The organism is Plantibacter sp. VKM Ac-2876, assembly GCF_015350715.1.
GTDB classification, from domain to species: Bacteria; Actinomycetota; Actinomycetes; order Actinomycetales; family Microbacteriaceae; genus Plantibacter; species Plantibacter auratus.
This window is the reverse complement of record NZ_JADKSI010000004.1, coordinates 258788-275973: the sequence shown is the minus strand read 5'-3', so window position 1 is coordinate 275973 and position 17186 is coordinate 258788. Positions and strand designations below refer to the sequence as shown.

The following is a 17186-nucleotide window of genomic DNA, read 5'->3' as shown; positions in this document are numbered from 1 at the left end:
CCAACAGTAGTCGGGGTCGAGAGCAGAAGGAGGAGCGGATGTCCACAGCGGTACTGGAACGACCGGTGACGGAGGCCGATCACGGCCGTCTGGCGCTGGCCGTAGACTGGCCGGTGATGACCTCCGTCGACCCAGAAGCCCTTCCGGCCGAGCCGGACCCCCGATCACTGTTCGAAGCACAGGCGCTGCCGTTCATCGATCAGTTGTACGGCGCTGCCATGCGCATGACGAAGAACCCGTCGGACGCTCAGGACCTCGTCCAGGAGACGTTCGTGAAGGCCTTCGCCGCGTTCGCGCAGTTCGAACAGGGCACCAACCTCAAGGCGTGGCTCTACCGCATCCTCACGAACACGTACATCAACACGTATCGGAAGAAGCAGCGCGAGCCGTACCAGGGCACCATCGACGACCTCGAGGACTGGCAGTTGGGCGGCGCCGAGTCGATCAGCGCCACCTCCAGCCGCTCCGCAGAGGCCGAAGCGATCGATCACCTGCCGGACAGCGACGTGAAGAACGCATTGCAGGCCATCCCGGAGGACTTCCGCCTCGCGGTGTACCTCGCCGACGTGGAGGGCTTCGCCTACCAGGAGATCGCCGACATCATGAAAACGCCCATCGGGACCGTGATGAGTCGTCTGCACCGTGGCCGACGACTCCTGCGCGACCTGTTGGCCGACTACGCCGAGTCCCGGGGGTTCACCGTGACGAAGCAGGGGAGCAAGAAATGAGCGACTGCGGCTGCGACAAGGCCAAGAAGGACCTCGAGGAGTACCTCCGTCACGAGGTGTGCACGACCGAAGCGGCCGACATCCGCGAGCACCTCGCGAACTGCCCGGAGTGTCAGAACGAGGCGCTCGTCGCCCAGACCCTCACCGAGGCCGTGCAGCGGGCGTGCAAGGAGACGGCACCCGAGGACCTGAAGAACCAGGTGCTGGCGTCGCTGCGGGCCACCCAGGCCACCCACGAGAGCGCCTGACGGCGGACCGACCCCATCAGCCGGCGCCGTCGAGGCGTGACTCCTCGACGTCCAGCATCCGCTGCGCCTTCGCCAGCACCTCGGAGGAGTAGCTGCCGGTCGCCCGCGCATCGAGGAGCGCATCGCGTTCGGCGTCGAGCACTCGGCGTCGCAGTTGTCGGAACTGCTCGTGCGGGCCCACGCCGGCATCGGTGCGTTCCGCCGCCGACTCGACGCGGATGAGGCTGCTCGTGCGTACCCGGTCGACGACCGCGGAGTCGAACGGCTCCCCGCCGTCCGTTCGCAGCTGCGGGTCGTCGAGGGCGGCCACACCGACGGTCGAGATCTCCTCCACGAGACCGGCCAGTTCCGCCATCGCCGCCTGCTCATCCGTACCACCGACCCGGGTCAGCCGGATGACGAGCGGGAGGGAACCGCCCTGGAGCAGGAGGGTGACGATCGCGACCGTGAACGCGATGAGCACCAGCTCCGCCCGATACGGGGTGTCCAACGGGAGCGACTGAGCGGCGGCGATCGTGACGACGCCGCGCATCCCCGCCCAGGCGAGCACCGCGCCGCCCCGCCATCCGAGGCCCTCGCGTTGCAGGAAGTCCAGGTCGGCGCTCCGCCGGGCGATCGACCTCGAGAAGGCGGCCTTGCGTTTGGCTGAACGCGCGTTCTCCGTCGGATGCTCCTCGAGGCGTGCGGAGACCTGCTCCAGTCTCGGCCGCCGGGCAAGGGCTTCCCGTTCATCGCGTCGCAACGACCAGACGAGGACGCCGACGAACACGATGCGGACGACGATGAGGGTCATGGCGGTCAGCAACCCGAGGCCGATCGACGACCAGATGCCGAGGTCGTCCTGCTCCACCTGCGAGACGATGGCCTCGAGCTCGAGCCCCATGAGCAGGAACACCCCGTTCTCGAGGAGGAACTGCGTCGTCCGCCAGTTGATGCGCTCACTGATGCGGTCCTGGGCGGTGAAGTACTTCGCGCTCTGATGCCCGGTGTAAAGTCCTGCGACCACAACCGACAGGACGCCTGAGGCGTGGAAGTGCTCGGCGGGCAGATACGCGATGAACGGTACGGCGAAGGAGATGACCGTCGTCAGGACCGGGTCGCCGAGGCGGGATCGGATCCGGACCGTGATGAACCCGACGACGATCCCGATCGCGATCGCGAGCGCCACGGCATAGGCGAAGTCGCCCAGGACACCCCACAACGAGACCGTGCCGGCGGTCGCGGCGATGGCGGAGCGCAGGAGGACGAGGGCCGAGGCGTCGTTGACGAGGCTCTCGCCCTCGAGGACGCTCACGAGGCGCGACGGCATGCCCAGCCGCTTGCCGATGGAGGTCGCGGCGACCGCGTCGGTCGGGCTGACGACGGCGCCGAGGGCGATGCCGGCGGCCAGGCTCAGGTCGGGGAGGATCGTCGACAGGATCCAGCCGATGAGGACCGACGACACCACGACGAGGACGACCGAGAGCCCGGAGATCGCCTTGAGGTTGCGGCGGAAGTCGACCAGGGGCACGTTGACGGCGGCCGAATAGAGGAGCGGTGGCAGCACGCCGGCGAGGATCCACTCCGGCTTGACCTCGACGTCCGGCACGAACGGCAGATAGCTGAGGGCGAGCCCGACCAGGACGAGGATGAGTGGGGCTGCCACGCGCAGCTTGTTCGCGAAGCGGGCCACCGCGACGATGGTCACCACCGCGACGACGGCGAGGAATGCGAAGTCCATGGCGTCAGCCTATTGGCGGTGGCTCACCGCCCACTCACGGATCGCTGTCGCCGTGCTGACCACCCGCGTCCAGACGACGACACAGACGACGACGACCGCCTGTCGGAACAGGCGGTCGTCGTCGTGCGGCTGAGGTCAGAGCGACAGCGCGGTGCGGAGGAGCTCCGCCTGCTCGGCGGCGTGACGCTTCGCCGAACCCGTGGCGGGGGAGGCGGACGCGGTGCGCGACACGTTGCGGATCGTCCGACCCTCGAGGTGCTTGGCAGCCTCCAGGCAGATGAACGGCCACGCGCCCTGGTTCTCCGGCTCGTCCTGTACCCACACCAGTTCGGCGTTCGGGTACTGCGCGACCACGGCGTTCAGCTCGGCCACCGGGACCGGGTAGAACTGCTCGACGCGGACGAGGGCGATCTCGTCGTTCGGCTGCTTCTGCAGCTCGCTGAGGAGGTCGTAGTGGATCTTCCCGGAGTGCAGGAGCACCCGCTTGACCGCGGCCTTGTCGGTGATCCGTGCGTCGTCGATCACCGGCTCGAAGCGGCCGGAGGTGAAGTCCGCCACCGGGCTGGTCGCGCCACGCAGACGCAGCATCGCCTTCGGGGTGAAGACGACGAGCGGCCGACGCGGGCGGGCGTACGCCTGGCGACGCAGGAGGTGGAAGTACGACGCGGGGGTCGACGGCCGTGCGACGGTCATGTTGTCCTCGGCGCAGAGCTGCAGGAACCGCTCGATCCGCGCGGACGAGTGGTCGGGGCCCTGGCCTTCGTAGCCGTGGGGGAGGAGGAGCGTGACACTCGATCGCTGCGACCACTTCTGCTCGGCGGAGGAGATGAACTCGTCGATGATCGTCTGCGCGCCGTTGGTGAAGTCGCCGAACTGCGCCTCCCACAGCACGAGGGCGTCGGCACGTTCGACCGAGTAGCCGTACTCGAAGCCCATGACCGCGTACTCGCTGAGGAGCGAGTCGTAGATCCAGAAGCGGGCCTGGTTGTCGCTGAGGTTCGCGAGCGGCAGCCACTCCTGGCCGTTGACCCGGTCGTGGAGGACGGCGTGGCGCTGCACGAAGGTGCCGCGGCGGGAGTCCTGTCCGGACATCCGTACCGGGGTGCCCTCGATGAGCACCGATCCGAGCGCGAGCAGTTCTCCGAAGCCCCAGTCGATGTTGCCGTTGCGGCTCATGTCGAGACGCTTCTCGAGGAGCTGCTGCACCTTCGGGTGCACGGTGAACCCGGCGGGCTTGTTGTTGAACGCGTCGCCGATGAGCTGCACGACGCCCTCGGAGACGCCGGTCGTCTCGAGTTCGCCGGAGTAGCCGTCCTCGTCGAGGACCTCGGTCGGGATCGGCGTCGGCGAGGTCTGCTCGGCGTGCGTCTCCATGAAGGCGCGTTCGAGGCGGTCCTGGAAGTCGCGGTGCGCGGCCTCGTACTCCTCCTCGGTGATGTCGCCACGGCCGACGAGCGCCTCGGTGTAGAGCTTGCGGACGGAGCGCTTCGCCTCGATGAGGCTGTACATGAGCGGCTGCGTCATCGACGGGTCGTCGCCCTCGTTGTGGCCGCGTCGGCGGTAGCACACGAGGTCGATGACGACGTCGCGCTTGAACTCCTGGCGGTACTCGAAGGCGAGCTCCGCGACCCGCACGACGGCCTCGGGGTCGTCGCCGTTCACGTGGAAGATCGGCGCCTGGATGGTCTTCGCGACGTCGGTGTTGTAGATGGACGAGCGGCCCTCGCCAGGAGGCGTGGTGAAGCCGACCTGGTTGTTGATGACGACGTGGACCGTGCCGCCCGTGCGGTAGCCGCGCAGCTGGGACAGCTGCATCGTCTCGAGGACGACGCCTTGACCGGCCATCGCCGCGTCGCCGTGGATGAGGATCGGAAGGGTGCCGAACGCGCCGATCGGCCCGCGGTCCTGCTTCGCGCGGACGATGCCCTCGAGCACGCCGTTGACGGCCTCGAGGTGCGAGGGGTTCGCTGCCAGGTAGACCGGGATCTCGCGGCCGTCCTCGGCCTTGAAGGTGCCCTCGGTGCCGAGGTGGTACTTCACGTCGCCGGAACCGTGGCTCGCAGGGTCCTGCGTTCCCTCGAACTCGCGGAAGATCTGACCGTACGTCTTGCCGGCGATGTTCGTGAGGACGTTGAGGCGGCCGCGGTGGGCCATACCGATCGCGACCTCGTCGAGCTGGGCCTGCGACGCACCCTGGAGGATGGTGTCGAGGAGGGCGATGGTGGACTCGCCGCCCTCGAGGCTGAAGCGCTTCTGGCCGACGTACTTCGTCTGCAGGAAGGTCTCGAAGGCCTCGGCCTCGTTGAGCTTGCCGAGGATGCGCATCTGCTCGTCGTGCGTCGGCTTCTCGTACTTGCGCTCGACCTTGCTCTGGATCCACTTGCGCTGCGCGGGGTCCTGGATGTGCATGTACTCGATGCCCGTGGTGCGGCAGTACGAGTCGCGGAGGACGCCGAGGATGTCGCGCAGCTTGGCCGTGCGGGCCGAGCCGAAGGCGCCCGTGACGAACTCGCGGTCGAGGTCCCAGAAGGTCAGGCCGTGGGTCTCGATCTCGAGGTCGGGGTGCGAGCGCTGCACGTACTCCAGCGGGTCGATGTCGGCCATGAGGTGGCCGCGCACGCGGAACGCGTTGATGAGTTCCTGGACACGGGCGGTCTTGTCGACGGCGTCGGCGAGGTCGACGCTGATGTCGGGCGACCAGTGGATCGGGTCGTACGGGATGCGGAGCGCGGCGAAGATGTCCTGGTAGAAGCTGCGGCTGCCGATGAGCAGCTCGTGGACGACCTTGAGGAACTCGCCCGAGCCGGCACCCTGGATGACGCGGTGGTCGTAGGTGCTCGTGAGCGTGATCGTCTTGCCGATCGCCAGCTCGTTGAGCGTGCGCTCGGAGGCGCCCTGGAACTCGGCGGGGTACTCGAGGGCACCGGCGCCGATGATGCAGCCCTGGCCCTTCATGAGGCGGGGGACCGAGTGCACGGTCCCGATGCCACCGGGGTTCGTGAGCGAGATCGTGACGCCCTGGAAGTCGGCTCCGGTGAGCTTGCCCTTGCGGGCGCGGGTCACGAGGTCCTCGTACGCGGAGAGGTACTCGTTGAAGGTGAGGGTGTCGGCGCGCTTGATGCCCGGCACCATCAGGGCGCGGGAGCCGTCGGGCTTCGGGAGGTCGATGGCGATGCCGAGGTTGATGTGCGCCGGGGCGACGACCGTGGGCTTGCCGTCGGTCTCCTCGTAGTAGACGTTCTGGCTCGGGAAGTCCTTCAACGCCTGGATGAGGGCCCAGCCGATGAGGTGGGTGAAGCTGACCTTGCCGCCTCTGGCGCGCTTCAGGTGGTTGTTGATGACGATGCGGTTGTCGATCATCAGCTTCGCCGGGATGGTGCGCACGCTCGTCGCGGTCGGGACCGTCAGGCTCGCGTCCATGTTGGTGGCGAGCGACTTGGCCATGCCCTTCAGCACGGTGACCTTGTCGACGTCCTCCGGAGCGGGTTCGGTCTGGTCGCTCTTCGGCTGCTGGACCTGGTTCGGGCTCGTCATCGGGGCGTCGGCCGGGATCGGGGCCGGCTTCGCCTGCACCGAGGTGGTGCGGGCGACCGGCTGCGCGCCGATGACCTGGATCGGGGCCGTCGGCGGGTTGACCCGCGCCGCCTCGTCCGCCGCCGCAGGGGCGGGGGCCGACGCCGTGGTGCCGGCGGACGCCGCACCGTCGTCCGACTGGCCGCCCGTCGTTCCCTGGGCTGCGCCGTTCACCGGCCGGTAGTGCTCGAGGATCGGCCACCAGGAGCGGTCCACGGAATCCTTGTCGACGAGGTACTGCTCGTACATCTCGTCGACGAGCCATTCATTGGCTCCGAATTCGTTCGTTGCGCCGTCATCGGCGCCCACTCCGGTCATCTGGCTCGACACCGTCGATCGCCCACTCTCTCCGTTGAATTCTCACTGTTTGCAGGCAGGGAACATGCCCGCACGATCCAGTCATCAAGCCTAAACCCATTCCGTCGTCGGTGCGGCTCGGACGCCGGTCGGGATACGGTGTTCTCATGCGGTTCATCGGTGAGATTCCCAGCCACGACCTGACGTACTCGGACGTGTTCCTCGTCCCCAGCCGCTCCGGGATCACGAGTCGACTCGACGTCGACCTGGCTCCGGACGACGGCACCGGCGCCACGATCCCGATCGTCTCCGCCAACATGAACTCCGTCACCGGGCCACGCCTCGCGGCGGCGCTGGCGCGGCGCGGCGGGCTCGGCGTCCTGCCGCAGGACATGCCGCTCCAGGAGCTCGACGCGGCGATCCGCTGGGTCAAGGAGCAGCCGGTCGCCTTCGACACCCCGCTGATCATGCGCGCCGATCAGACCGCGGCCGACGCCCTGCGCCTGATCCCCGCGGTCGCCGGTCACGGCATCGTGCTCCACGACGAGCGCGACGCCTTCGCCGGCTGCATCCCGGCCGCACGTCTCGCCACGGCGCTGCCCGACGCACGGCTCGGCGACCTCGCTCGCGGGTCGCTCGCCTCGATCGACGCCGACGACGTGACCGGTGGCCGGGCCGCGTTCGACCTCATGGTCGCCGCCGACCTCGAGTTCGCGCCCGTGCTGCACCACGGCGCGGTCGTCGGCACCCTCAGCCGGACGAGCGCGCTCCGGTCGACCATCTACACGCCGGCGCTCGACGCGTCGGGCCGGCTGCGGGTCGCCGCGGCGATCGGGATCAACGGTGACGTCGCCGTCAAGGCGCAGGCGCTCGCCGCCGCCGGGGTGGACGTCCTCGTGATCGACACCGCCCACGGGCACCAGGAGGGCATGCTCCGCGCGATCGCGGCCGTCCGTGCGCTCGGTCTCGGCCTCCCGATCGTCGCCGGCAACGTCGTGTCCGCCGTCGCGGTGCAGGACCTCGTCGACGCCGGTGCGGACATCCTCAAAGTCGGTGTCGGACCCGGTGCGATGTGCACCACGCGGATGATGACGGCGGTCGGACGTCCGCAGTTCTCGGCCGTGCTCGAGACGGCCGCGACCGCCCGCGCACTCGGCGCGAAGGTCTGGGCGGACGGTGGCGTCCGCTACCCGCGCGACGTCGCCCTCGCCCTCGCGGCCGGTGCGTCCTCGGTCATGATCGGTTCCTGGTTCGCCGGCACGATCGAAGCCCCCGGTGAACTGCAGCGCGCCGCCGACGGGTCGCTCTACAAGGAGAGCTGGGGCATGGCGTCGACCAAGGCCGTGCACGAGCGCTTCGGCCGACTCGACCCGTTCGAACTCGCGCGGAAGACGCTCTTCGCCGAGGGCATCTCGTCCTCCCGCATCACGATCGACCCGCTCCGGCCCTCGGTCGAGGACCTCCTCGACATGATCACCGCCGGTGTGCGCTCGTCGTTCACCTACGCGGGTGCCGACTCGGTCCCCGGCTTCCACGAGCGCGCCATCGTCGGCGTCCAGTCGGCCGCCGGGTACGAGGAGGGCAAGGCGCTGCCCGTCTCCTGGTGAGCCGCGGTGCTGGTGCGGCTCGCACGACCGCGGTGGGATGATGGGCCCATGGTGGTCAACGGTGGGACGCACGGGTTCGGTGTCGGCATGCAGGTCCTCGTGCTCGTGGACCCGGCGTCCGATCCCTCGACGGGGGAGCGTGCCTCCGGGGTCATCGTCGCACCCGGCCGCCAGCGTGCCGCGGCGTTCGTCTCGGTGTGGACCGAACAGCTGACGACGTGGATCGTCGAGTTCGACGAACCCTTCACCGCGCCCGACGGTAGCGGCCCGCACGAATCGGCCGAGGTGCGCGAGACCTACCTCATCCCGGCGCCGTTCGCCAGTGCGTCGGAGTCCGTCGACGCCTGACCGCCGTGTGCTCGCTCAGGCGAGCGACCGGTCCATGATGGCCGAGGAGAGCGCCTCCACCGGGCCGGCCGCCGCCAACGGGTTCGCGAGCAGGGTGAAGTCGACGCCGCCCAGGGGCGGGAGTTCCAGCCGGTTGCTCAGCATGACGAGGTCGCTCGGGATCAGGCTGCGCGGGAAGACCGCGACGCCGAGCCCGGCCCGCACCGCCGCGAGGACGCCGTTCACCTCCCGCGTACTGCAGGTGATCCGCCAGGTGCGCCCGGCGGCCTCGAGGGCGTCGATCGCCAGCTGCCGGGAGAGACTCGGGTCCTGGTAGGCGATGAGGGGGACGGGCTGGCCCGGTTCGATCGTGGTCTTCTCGAGACCGACCCAGACCATCGAGTCGGTCCGTACGAGCTTGCCCTCGTTCTGGCCTGGGTGCATCTTGATGAAGATGAGGTCGAGGGCGCCCGCCTTCAGCCGACGGTAGAGCGGCCCGCTCTGGTTCACGGTGAGTTCGAGGTTCAGCTGCGGGTGACCCTGACGGAAGTGCCGCAGGATCCGGGGGAGCTGGGTCATCGCGAGGTCGTCGGCGGCCCCGAAGCGGAGGCGACCGCTCATCGCCGAGCCGGTGAAGTAGCTCTCCGCCGAGGCATGTGCAGCGAGGATGTTGCGCGCGAACCCGGCCATCGCGTCACCGTTGTCGGTCAGGCGGACCGCCCTCGTGTCCCGGACGACGAGCCACCGGCCGGCGGCCTCCTCGAGCCGTCGGATCTGCTGACTGACCGTCGGCTGGCTCAACCCGAGCTGCGCGGCGGCGCGCGTGAAGTTCTTCGTCTCGGCGACGGCCAGGAAGGTGCGCAGCAGTGCGGGGTCGAACATGCGTGAGCCGATCATTCGGGAATCGAATAGGACTGATAGGGATCATCCTGCTCGGAAATGGTCGCGTCGGCAATAGCGTGGATGGGAGCCGACGGCCTCCGCGGCTCCACCCATACGACACGCACTCGACATACGAAACGCTGGCTCTCTCCGTGACCCCTCCCTCCGACACCGCCGTCGCTCCACCACCGCCCACCGCCCCCATGCCGATCGTGGGGGAGCGTCCCGCCTGGCGGGACACCTTCTCCTCGCTCCGCGTCCCGAACTTCCGTCTCTTCACGATCGGGCACATCGTCGCGACGACCGCGATCGGGATGCAGCGCATCGCGCAGGACTGGCTCGTGCTCGAGCTCTCCGGCAGTGTCGCCGCCGTCGGGATCACGGTCGCGATGCAGTTCGCGCCCATGCTGCTGTTCGGACTGCTCGGCGGCGTGATCGCGGACCGCTACTCCAAGCGTGTGCTGCTCATGATCACGCAGTCGCTCGCCGCCGTCCTCGCGGTCGCGCTGTCGATCCTGACGCTCAGCGGCGCGGTCGAGGTGTGGCACATCTACGTCATCGCCTTCATGCTCGGCCTCGTCACCGTCGTCGACAACCCGGCGCGACAGGTGTTCGTGAACGAGCTCGTGGGCCCGGCGAGACTGCGGAACGCCATCAGCCTCAACTCCGCCGTCTTCCAGCTCGGCCAGCTCGTCGGTCCGGCCGTCGGCGGGGTCCTCATCACCGCCGTCGGTTCCGGATGGTCCTTCGCGATCAACGCCCTCGCCTGCTCCGGCGTCGTGCTCACCCTGGCGCTCATGCGTGTCTCCGAACTCGTCCCGACCCCGGTCGTCGCGAAGGCGAAGGGCCAGCTCAAGGAGGGACTCGGGTACGCCATGCGGAAGCCTGCCATCCGGTGGACGGTCATCATGGTCGCGTTCATGTCGGTGTTCGCCTTCAACCTGCCGGTCCTGCTCGCCGCCTACGCGTCGGACGTCTTCGACATCGGCGCGAGCGGCTACGGGTTCCTCAACGCCCTCGTCGCCGTCGGCGCGCTGACCGGGGCGCTCGCGTCGACGAGGCGCGGGGGTGTGGACCTGCGCATCGTGATCGTCGCGGCGGCGGCGGTCGGCGTCCTGCAGGCGGCCGCCGGGGCGATGCCCGTGCTCCTCCCGTTCGCCCTCCTGCTCGTCGCGGGCGGGGTCGCGAACCTCCTCTTCATCACGGCGGCGAACTCACTCGTCCAGCTGTCGTCCAACATGGCGATCCGTGGCCGTGTGATGTCGCTGTACATCCTCGTGCTGCTCGGCGGTCAGGCGATCGGCGGTCCGCTCATGGGCTGGCTCGTCGAGGTCGCCGGGGCGCACGTGGGCATGATCGTCTCGGGCGGGGTCCCGGCGCTCGCCGCGGCGTGCATCGGCGTGCGGTTCCTCCTCGTGCGGCGTCGGAAGCGTCGCGCGGCCGAGGAGCGCCGGCGTCTCGCGGAGGCTGAGAAGAACCCCGGAAATCCGGGGTCCACAGCCGCGGATGTCCGATAGACTCGTCCGCACAATGGACGACCCTCCTTCAGACAGATCCCCCGGCCACCATCCCAGCCCCGTGCTGACCCGCTCACGGGAGACGACCGCCCACCCGGGCGACGGTACCCCCACTCCGGCATCGCCCGCTCAGCACGGACGGGATCGTCATGTCTGAGTGGATCATGCTCGGCGTCGGCCTCGTACTGACCATCGGGACGGGCTTCTTCGTCGCCTCCGAGTTCGCGCTCGTGAACCTCGACCGCGCCGATCTCGAGGCCCGCCGCGACCGTGGTGAGACCCGCCTGACGATGACGATCGCAGCGCTCAAGATCACCTCGACGCACCTGTCGAGCGCGCAGCTCGGGATCACCCTGACCACCCTCCTCACCGGTTACACCATGGAGCCGGCGCTGTCGTCGATGCTCGCCGGCCCGCTCGGCTCCATCGGGATCCCCGAGGGCGTCGTCGCCGTCGTGGCGACGATCGTCGCGATCACCCTCGCCACGCTGCTCAGCATGATCATCGGCGAGCTCGTCCCGAAGAACTTCGCGCTCGCGTTGCCCCGACAGACGGCCAAGTTCGTCGTGCCGTTCCAGACGGCCTTCACCTGGGTGTTCAAGCCGGCCATCGTCGTCCTCAACGGCAGCGCCAACGGCTTGCTGCGGTCGATGGGCATCGAGCCCAAGGAGGAGCTGTCCGGAGCCCGGACGGCCGAGGAGCTGTCGTCGCTCGTGCGTCGATCGGCGCTCGAGGGCACACTCGAGGCCGACACCGCGACCCTGCTCAACCGCACCCTCCGCTTCTCGAGCCACGATGCGTCGGACGTCATGACGCCCAGGCCGCGCATCGCGTCGATCCAGCGCGGCGAACCCGCCCAGGCGGTGCTCGCCCTCGCGAGGTCGACCGGCCACTCGCGCTTCCCGGTCACCGATGCCGACGTCGACGACATCACCGGTGTCGTGCATGTGAAGCAGGCCATCGCAGTCCCGCGCGACCGACGCGGCGAGGTGCCCGTCTCAGCCCTGCAGTCGCCGGCCCTGCGGGTCCCCGAGACGATGAAGCTGGACGTGCTGCTCTCGCAGCTGCGCGGACGCGGATACCAGATGGCCGTCGTGGTCGACGAGTACGGCGGCACCGCCGGCGTGACCACCCTCGAAGACCTCGTCGAGGAACTCGTGGGCGAGGTCGCCGACGAGCACGACCGTTCGCGTGCCGGGGTGGTCCGCGGACGCGACTCCACGACCTTCCCGGGCAGCCTCCGTCCCGACGAGCTCCTCGAGCGCGCCGGCGTGCGCGTCCCGGAGGACGGTCCGTACGAGACGGTCGCGGGCTACGTCATGAGCGAGCTCGGACGGCTCGCGGTCTCGGGCGACGAGCTCGAGCTCGAGGACGGCACGCTCCGCGTCGAGCGACTCGACGGCCGACGGATCGATCGGATCCGATTCACCCCGAGACCCGTCGTGTCGGAGGACGGTGGTGACGTATGAGTGACTGGGCAGGAATCGCCTGGCTCGTGGTGCTGCTGCTCGCGAACGCCTTCTTCGTCGGTGCCGAGTTCGCGGTCATCTCCGCGCGTCGGTCGCAGATCGAACCCCTCGCCGAGCAGGGGAGCCGGAGCGCCAAGACCGCGCTGTGGGCCATGGAACACGCCACGCTCATGTTGGCGACGAGTCAGTTGGGCATCACCGTCTGCTCGCTGCTCATCCTGAACGTCTCCGAGCCGGCGATCCACCATCTGCTGGAAGTGCCGTTGGCGCTCACCGGCTGGCCCGAGGAGACCATCGGCACGGTGGCGTTCATCATCGCGCTGCTGCTCGTCTCCTACCTCCACGTGGTCTTCGGCGAGATGGTCCCGAAGAACCTCTCCTTCTCGATCCCGGATCGCGCGGTCCTGCTGCTCGCTCCGCCGCTCGTCTTCGTGGCGCGCGTCTTCCGTCCGATCATCGTGTCCCTCAACGCGACCGCGAACGCCGTCCTCCGCCTGTTCCGGGTGGAGCCGAAGAACGAGGCCGCGAGTGCGTTCACGCTGGATGAGGTGGCGACCATCGTCGACCAGTCCACCCGCGAGGGTGTGCTCACCGACTCGACGGGTGCGCTCGTGGCGGCGTTCGAGTTCACCGAGAAGAAGGTCCACGACGTGGCCCTACCGCTCGGGAGCCTCATCACGCTCACGGAGGAGGCCACCCCCTCGGACGTCGAGCGCGCCGTCGCCAAGTACGGCTACTCGCGGTACGTGATCGTCGACGACGAGTCGGTGCCGATCGGCTACCTGCACCTGAAGGACGTGCTGCGGTACGACGACCTCGACGGCAGTGGCGACGAGGAGCGGCCGGTGCCCGCGAAGCACATCAGGCAGCTCGTGTCGGTGTTCGAGGATTCGGACGTCGAAGACGCACTGACCACGATGCGCCGCTCGGGGGCACACGTCGCCCGGGTGTTCGACGAAGCGGGCGCCACCACCGGGGTCCTCTTCCTCGAGGACATCATCGAGGAGCTCGTCGGAGAAGTCCAGGACGCCACCCGGCGTCGCTGATCGGACGCCTGAGCGCTGAGACGACGACGGCCCGCACGCGATCGCGTGCGGGCCGTCGTCGTGCCGGGGTCGCGCTCAGGCGCGCGGCTTCGCGCGCTCGTACTGGCCCGGCCAGGCGACCTCCACGCCGAGCTCGGTCGCGGCGCGCAACGCGAAGTGTGGATCACGGAGCGCCTCGCGGGCGACCATGACCGCCTCCGCCTGCCCGTCTGCGACGATGGCCGCGGCCTGCTGGGCGTCGGTGATGAGCCCGACGGCGCTCGTGTCGACACCCGTCGAACCGATGTGCGCCGCGAACGGGACCTGGTACCCGGGGGAGAGCGGGATGCGGACGCCGCCGACGGCTCCACCGGTGGAGATGTCGAAGAAGTCGGCCCCGCGCTCGGCGCACCAGGCGGCGACGGTCGCGGTCTGGTGTTCGTCCCATCCGTCGTCCACCCAGTCCGTGGCCGAGAACCGGACGAACAACGGGAGACCGGCCGGGAGGACCCCGCGAACCGCTTCGACGACCCGGAGGAGGAGCTTGGCCCGGTTCTCGAGCGAGCCGCCGTAGCCGTCCTCGCGGTGGTTGACGAGCGGTGAGAGGAACTGGTGCAGCAGGTAGCCGTGCGCCGCGTGGAGTTCGATCACCTGGAAGCCGGCGTCGACCGACCGGACGGCCGCCGCGCGGAAGTCGTCGACGACGCGGTCGATCCCCTCGTCGTCGAGGGCCTCCGGGACCGCGTAGCCCGGGAATGCCTCGGGCGACGGAGCGACGGTCGACCAGCCGCCCTCCTCGATCGGCACGCTGCCGTGTCCGTCGGTGCCCCAGGGGGCGAACGTGGAGGCCTTCCGGCCGGCGTGTGCGAGCTGGATGCCGGGGACGGAACCCTGCTCGGTGATGAACGCGGTGATCCGTCGCCAGGCGTCGCGCTGTTCATCGTTCCAGATGCCTGCGTCCTGGGGCGAGATCCGGCCCTCGGGGCTGATCGCAGCCGCCTCGGAGATGACGAGGCCGAAGCCGCCCGCCGCGAACTGGCCGAGGTGCATGAGGTGCCAGTCGGTGGGGACGCCGTCCTGGGCGGCGACGCTGTACTGGCACATCGGGGCGATCCACAGACGGTTGGGGATGGTGAGGTCGCGGATGGTGATCGGATCGAACAGCTGGGGCACGGAACTCCTCGGGTCTCGGGGCGACGGGCGTCGCCACCCGGCTCAACGTCCCGGGGCGCGCTCGGATTCCCGCCTCCGGGATGACCGACGATCGACGGCTCAGCGTCAGTCCTCCGCGACGACTGGCCTAGGGTGATGGCATGGCCGAACCGCGACTCTGGACCCCTGCCGACGCACGCGACTGGATCGCCGTGCCCGACGCCGACTCGGACAAGTACTCCCGGGGTGTCCTCGGCGTCGTGACCGGGTCCGACCGCTATCCGGGTGCCGCCGTCATCGGCGTCGAGGCGGCGATCCGCACCGGGGTCGGCATGGTCCGTTACCTCGGCGCGGACCGACCGGCGAACCTCGTCCTGCAGCGCCGCCCCGAGATCGTGACGGCGGAGGGGCGCGTGCAGGCGTGGCTCATCGGCTCCGGCATGGACCCCGGCAAGCTGACCCGCGAAGAGAGCTCCCTGCTCGACGCCGCCCTGCACGGGGGTGAGCCGGTCGTCGCCGACGCGGGGTCGCTCCGTCGCGTCGCCGCGGGTGCCCACCAGCGGGCGTTCGGTGTCGACGAGTCGTGGCGCATCGTGGCCACACCCCACGTCGGTGAACTGGCCACCATGTTGAGCGGCCTGGGGAGCCCGGCCGAGGTCGAGGCCATCCGTGCCGACCCGGTGTCGTACGCGGCCGACGTCGCCGCCCGCCTCGGCATCGTCGTGGTGCTGAAGGGCGGCACGACCCACGTGGTCGCGCCGGACGGTGACGCCATCACGGTCTCCGGCGGATCGCCCTGGCTCGCGACCGCCGGCACCGGCGACGCCCTGGCCGGGATCATCGGTGCGCTCGTCGCCACGAACGCCGAGCGCGTGCTCGCCGACCCCGGATGCCTGGCGAGCGTCGCCGCCAGCGGGGTGCTGTTGCACGCGGCCGCCGGGGATGCCGCGGCAGCCGAGGGCCCGCTGGCCGCGCTCGACGTGGCCGAAGCGGTGCGCGGTGTCGTCGGTGGTCTCCTCCGCTGAACGATCGTTCATCGGTGGACGAAGGACAACTCCCAGAACGCTCATAGCTCGCCCATAGGGAAGCTCAGGACACTGGTGCCACCGCGGCAGAGACCTCGTCGCGGCGGCCGCCGCACCGCGGCCCACACATCGCCCGAGGAGATTGAACGATGCGCAACCCCACCACCACCCAGCCTCCCGTCCGCACGCCACGCCTGTCCGTGGCGGCGAAGAAGACGACCTTCGCGGCCCTGACCGGCCTCACCCTCGTCGGCAGCCTGGCCGGTTGCTCGGCGGCCGACGCCGGCAGTTCGACCACGACCACGTCGCCCGAGACGAAGAGCACGGCGGCGCCGGAGGCGACCACCTCCACCGACGCCGCGGCGGGCTCCGGCTCCACCGACTACCAGGACGGCTCCTACACCGCGGACGGCAGCTACCAGTCGCCGAACGGCACCGAGTCGATCACGGTGACCGTCACCCTCGCCGAGGACAAGGTCACGGCGGTCGACGTCGTCTCGCACGCCGAGAGCGCGAACAGCAAGCGCTACCAGGCGGAGTTCATCTCCGGGATCGCAGCCGAGGTGGTCGGCAAGGACATCGACAGCCTCAAGGTCTCCAAGGTCGCCGGTTCCTCGCTCACGAGCGGCGGCTTCAACGCGGCCATCGACACGATCAAGACCGAAGCGAAGGGCTGAGCCGCGGGGACGGACCGACGATGAGCGAGACGACACTGCGCTTCGAGGCGATCGGCACCGGATGGGAGCTCGACACGGCGCTCCCGCTCGAGCCCGAGACCGCTGAGGCCGTCGCCGCGTGCATCGACCGGTTCGACCGGACCTGGTCGAGGTTCCGGGACGACGCGTTCATCGCGCGGTTCGCCGCCGGCCCGGTCTCGACCGCCTTCCCCGATGACGCGCGCGAGGATGCGGTCGCACTGCTCGACACGTACCGGCATCTGCACGATGCCACCGCCGGAGCCGTGACGCCGTTCATCGGCACCTCGCTCGAACGGCTCGGCTACGACGCCTCCTACTCACTCGTCCCCCAGGGCCCGCCGGTCGCCGCCCCGCACTGGGACGACGTGGCCCGATGGGACGGCGAGGTGCTCGAGACGAGCCTCCCGCTCGTGATCGACATCGGTGCGTCCGGCAAGGGGCGGCTCGTCGACCTCGTCGCCGACCTCCTCCGCAGCCACGGCCACGAGTCCTTCACGGTCGACGCCTCGGGCGACCTGCGTCACGAGCACGGGTCCCACGCGGCGGACCCGCTCCGCATCGCGCTCGAGCATCCGTACGATCCCAGGAAGGCCATCGGGGTCGCGACGATCGACGACGGAGCCCTGTGCGCCTCCGCGACCAATCGTCGTGCCTGGGGCGAGGGGCTCCACCATGTCATCGACGGCCGGACCGGCGAACCGACGAGGACCGTCGCGGCGACCTGGGTCACCGCCCCTGACGCGATGGTCGCCGACGGACTGGCCACCGCGCTGTTCTTCACCGACCACGAGACCCTGGCGGAGGCGTTCACCTTCGAGAGCGTCCGTATGTTCACGACCGGTCTCACCGACCGGTCCGTCGGGTTCCCCGGCGAACTCTTCACCTGAGTCACGCGCCACAGGGCTTGAGCCCGGACGG

The 17186-nt window shown here is 69.6% G+C and carries 14 protein-coding genes; 10 read left to right on the top strand and 4 right to left on the bottom strand.

Annotation, left to right across the window (positions count from 1 at the left end):
- Positions 1–38 precede the first annotated feature (38 nt).
- Both ITJ62_RS17765 and ITJ62_RS17760 read left to right on the top strand, forming a co-directional pair.
- Entirely contained in the window at positions 39–728 is a 690-nt protein-coding gene (locus tag ITJ62_RS17765; protein ID WP_079707243.1) for a sigma-70 family RNA polymerase sigma factor, read from the top strand.
- Positions 725–976, top strand: coding sequence for a zf-HC2 domain-containing protein (locus ITJ62_RS17760; RefSeq protein ID WP_079707242.1), 252 nt, complete (start codon positions 725–727; stop codon positions 974–976). Before ITJ62_RS17765 ends, ITJ62_RS17760 begins: the two co-directional genes overlap by 4 nt.
- A 16-nt stretch (positions 977–992) precedes the next feature.
- Here the strand turns inward: ITJ62_RS17760 and ITJ62_RS17755 are convergent, their stop codons facing one another.
- Both ITJ62_RS17755 and ITJ62_RS17750 read right to left on the bottom strand, forming a co-directional pair.
- Positions 993–2696 (bottom strand): sodium:proton antiporter, encoded by a 1704-nt coding sequence (locus ITJ62_RS17755; protein ID WP_194604994.1) that lies wholly within the window; start codon positions 2694–2696, stop codon positions 993–995.
- A gap of 135 nt (positions 2697–2831) precedes the next feature.
- Positions 2832–6599 (bottom strand): multifunctional oxoglutarate decarboxylase/oxoglutarate dehydrogenase thiamine pyrophosphate-binding subunit/dihydrolipoyllysine-residue succinyltransferase subunit, encoded by a 3768-nt coding sequence (locus ITJ62_RS17750; protein ID WP_194604991.1) that lies wholly within the window; start codon positions 6597–6599, stop codon positions 2832–2834.
- Between the two features lie 134 nt (positions 6600–6733).
- Between ITJ62_RS17750 and ITJ62_RS17745 the strand changes: the two genes are divergently transcribed.
- Together ITJ62_RS17745 and ITJ62_RS17740 are read left to right on the top strand one after the other, a co-directional pair.
- Positions 6734–8173: a GuaB1 family IMP dehydrogenase-related protein gene (locus ITJ62_RS17745; protein ID WP_071262471.1), complete on the top strand. Its 1440-nt coding sequence runs from the start codon at positions 6734–6736 to the stop codon at positions 8171–8173.
- Between the two features lie 48 nt (positions 8174–8221).
- Positions 8222–8521 (top strand): hypothetical protein, encoded by a 300-nt coding sequence (locus ITJ62_RS17740; RefSeq protein WP_194604989.1) that lies wholly within the window; start codon positions 8222–8224, stop codon positions 8519–8521.
- Between the two features lie 15 nt (positions 8522–8536).
- Here the strand turns inward: ITJ62_RS17740 and ITJ62_RS17735 are convergent, their stop codons facing one another.
- Complete coding sequence (locus ITJ62_RS17735; protein ID WP_194605401.1) at positions 8537–9382, bottom strand: LysR substrate-binding domain-containing protein; 846 nt, start codon at positions 9380–9382, stop codon at positions 8537–8539.
- 203 nt (positions 9383–9585) lie between these two features.
- Here ITJ62_RS17735 and ITJ62_RS17730 point away from each other — a divergent pair, with 203 nt between their 5' ends.
- From ITJ62_RS17730 to ITJ62_RS17720, 3 genes are all read left to right on the top strand, one after another.
- Positions 9586–10899 (top strand): MFS transporter, encoded by a 1314-nt coding sequence (locus ITJ62_RS17730; protein ID WP_194605398.1) that lies wholly within the window; start codon positions 9586–9588, stop codon positions 10897–10899.
- 149 nt (positions 10900–11048) lie between these two features.
- Positions 11049–12368: a hemolysin family protein gene (locus ITJ62_RS17725; protein WP_137243333.1), complete on the top strand. Its 1320-nt coding sequence runs from the start codon at positions 11049–11051 to the stop codon at positions 12366–12368.
- Positions 12365–13414 (top strand): hemolysin family protein, encoded by a 1050-nt coding sequence (locus ITJ62_RS17720; RefSeq protein WP_064295254.1) that lies wholly within the window; start codon positions 12365–12367, stop codon positions 13412–13414. The genes ITJ62_RS17725 and ITJ62_RS17720 overlap by 4 nt, the downstream gene beginning before the upstream one ends.
- A gap of 75 nt (positions 13415–13489) precedes the next feature.
- Here the strand turns inward: ITJ62_RS17720 and ITJ62_RS17715 are convergent, their stop codons facing one another.
- On the bottom strand, positions 13490–14566 hold the full coding sequence (locus tag ITJ62_RS17715; RefSeq protein WP_137243332.1) for an NADH:flavin oxidoreductase/NADH oxidase: 1077 nt from the start codon (positions 14564–14566) through the stop codon (positions 13490–13492).
- A gap of 140 nt (positions 14567–14706) precedes the next feature.
- On the opposite strand from ITJ62_RS17715, the gene ITJ62_RS17710 reads away from it, so the two are divergent.
- The 3 genes from ITJ62_RS17710 to ITJ62_RS17700 all read left to right on the top strand — a co-directional run bounded on the left by ITJ62_RS17710 (position 14707) and on the right by ITJ62_RS17700 (position 17155).
- Positions 14707–15570 (top strand): ADP/ATP-dependent (S)-NAD(P)H-hydrate dehydratase, encoded by an 864-nt coding sequence (locus ITJ62_RS17710; RefSeq protein WP_194604986.1) that lies wholly within the window; start codon positions 14707–14709, stop codon positions 15568–15570.
- 149 nt (positions 15571–15719) lie between these two features.
- Positions 15720–16247: an FMN-binding protein gene (locus ITJ62_RS17705; RefSeq protein WP_194604983.1), complete on the top strand. Its 528-nt coding sequence runs from the start codon at positions 15720–15722 to the stop codon at positions 16245–16247.
- A gap of 20 nt (positions 16248–16267) precedes the next feature.
- Positions 16268–17155 (top strand): FAD:protein FMN transferase, encoded by an 888-nt coding sequence (locus ITJ62_RS17700; protein ID WP_194604981.1) that lies wholly within the window; start codon positions 16268–16270, stop codon positions 17153–17155.
- The last annotated feature ends 31 nt before the right edge of the window (positions 17156–17186 follow it).

Bases quoted from the DNA above. Each gene is read 5' to 3' on its own strand.
- ITJ62_RS17700 (WP_194604981.1), top strand. From the start codon at position 16,268: ATGAGCGAGACGACACTGCGCTTCGAGGCGATCGGCACCGGATGGGAG.
- ITJ62_RS17765 (WP_079707243.1), top strand. From the start codon at position 39: ATGTCCACAGCGGTACTGGAACGACCGGTGACGGAGGCCGATCACGGC.
- ITJ62_RS17710 (WP_194604986.1), top strand. From the start codon at position 14,707: ATGGCCGAACCGCGACTCTGGACCCCTGCCGACGCACGCGACTGGATC.
- ITJ62_RS17730 (WP_194605398.1), top strand. From the start codon at position 9,586: ATGCCGATCGTGGGGGAGCGTCCCGCCTGGCGGGACACCTTCTCCTCG.
- ITJ62_RS17705 (WP_194604983.1), top strand. From the start codon at position 15,720: ATGCGCAACCCCACCACCACCCAGCCTCCCGTCCGCACGCCACGCCTG.
- ITJ62_RS17725 (WP_137243333.1), top strand. From the start codon at position 11,049: ATGTCTGAGTGGATCATGCTCGGCGTCGGCCTCGTACTGACCATCGGG.
- ITJ62_RS17745 (WP_071262471.1), top strand. From the start codon at position 6,734: ATGCGGTTCATCGGTGAGATTCCCAGCCACGACCTGACGTACTCGGAC.
- ITJ62_RS17760 (WP_079707242.1), top strand. From the start codon at position 725: ATGAGCGACTGCGGCTGCGACAAGGCCAAGAAGGACCTCGAGGAGTAC.
- ITJ62_RS17735 (WP_194605401.1), bottom strand. From the start codon at position 9,382: ATGTTCGACCCCGCACTGCTGCGCACCTTCCTGGCCGTCGCCGAGACG.
- ITJ62_RS17720 (WP_064295254.1), top strand. From the start codon at position 12,365: ATGAGTGACTGGGCAGGAATCGCCTGGCTCGTGGTGCTGCTGCTCGCG.
- ITJ62_RS17740 (WP_194604989.1), top strand. From the start codon at position 8,222: ATGGTGGTCAACGGTGGGACGCACGGGTTCGGTGTCGGCATGCAGGTC.
- ITJ62_RS17755 (WP_194604994.1), bottom strand. From the start codon at position 2,696: ATGGACTTCGCATTCCTCGCCGTCGTCGCGGTGGTGACCATCGTCGCG.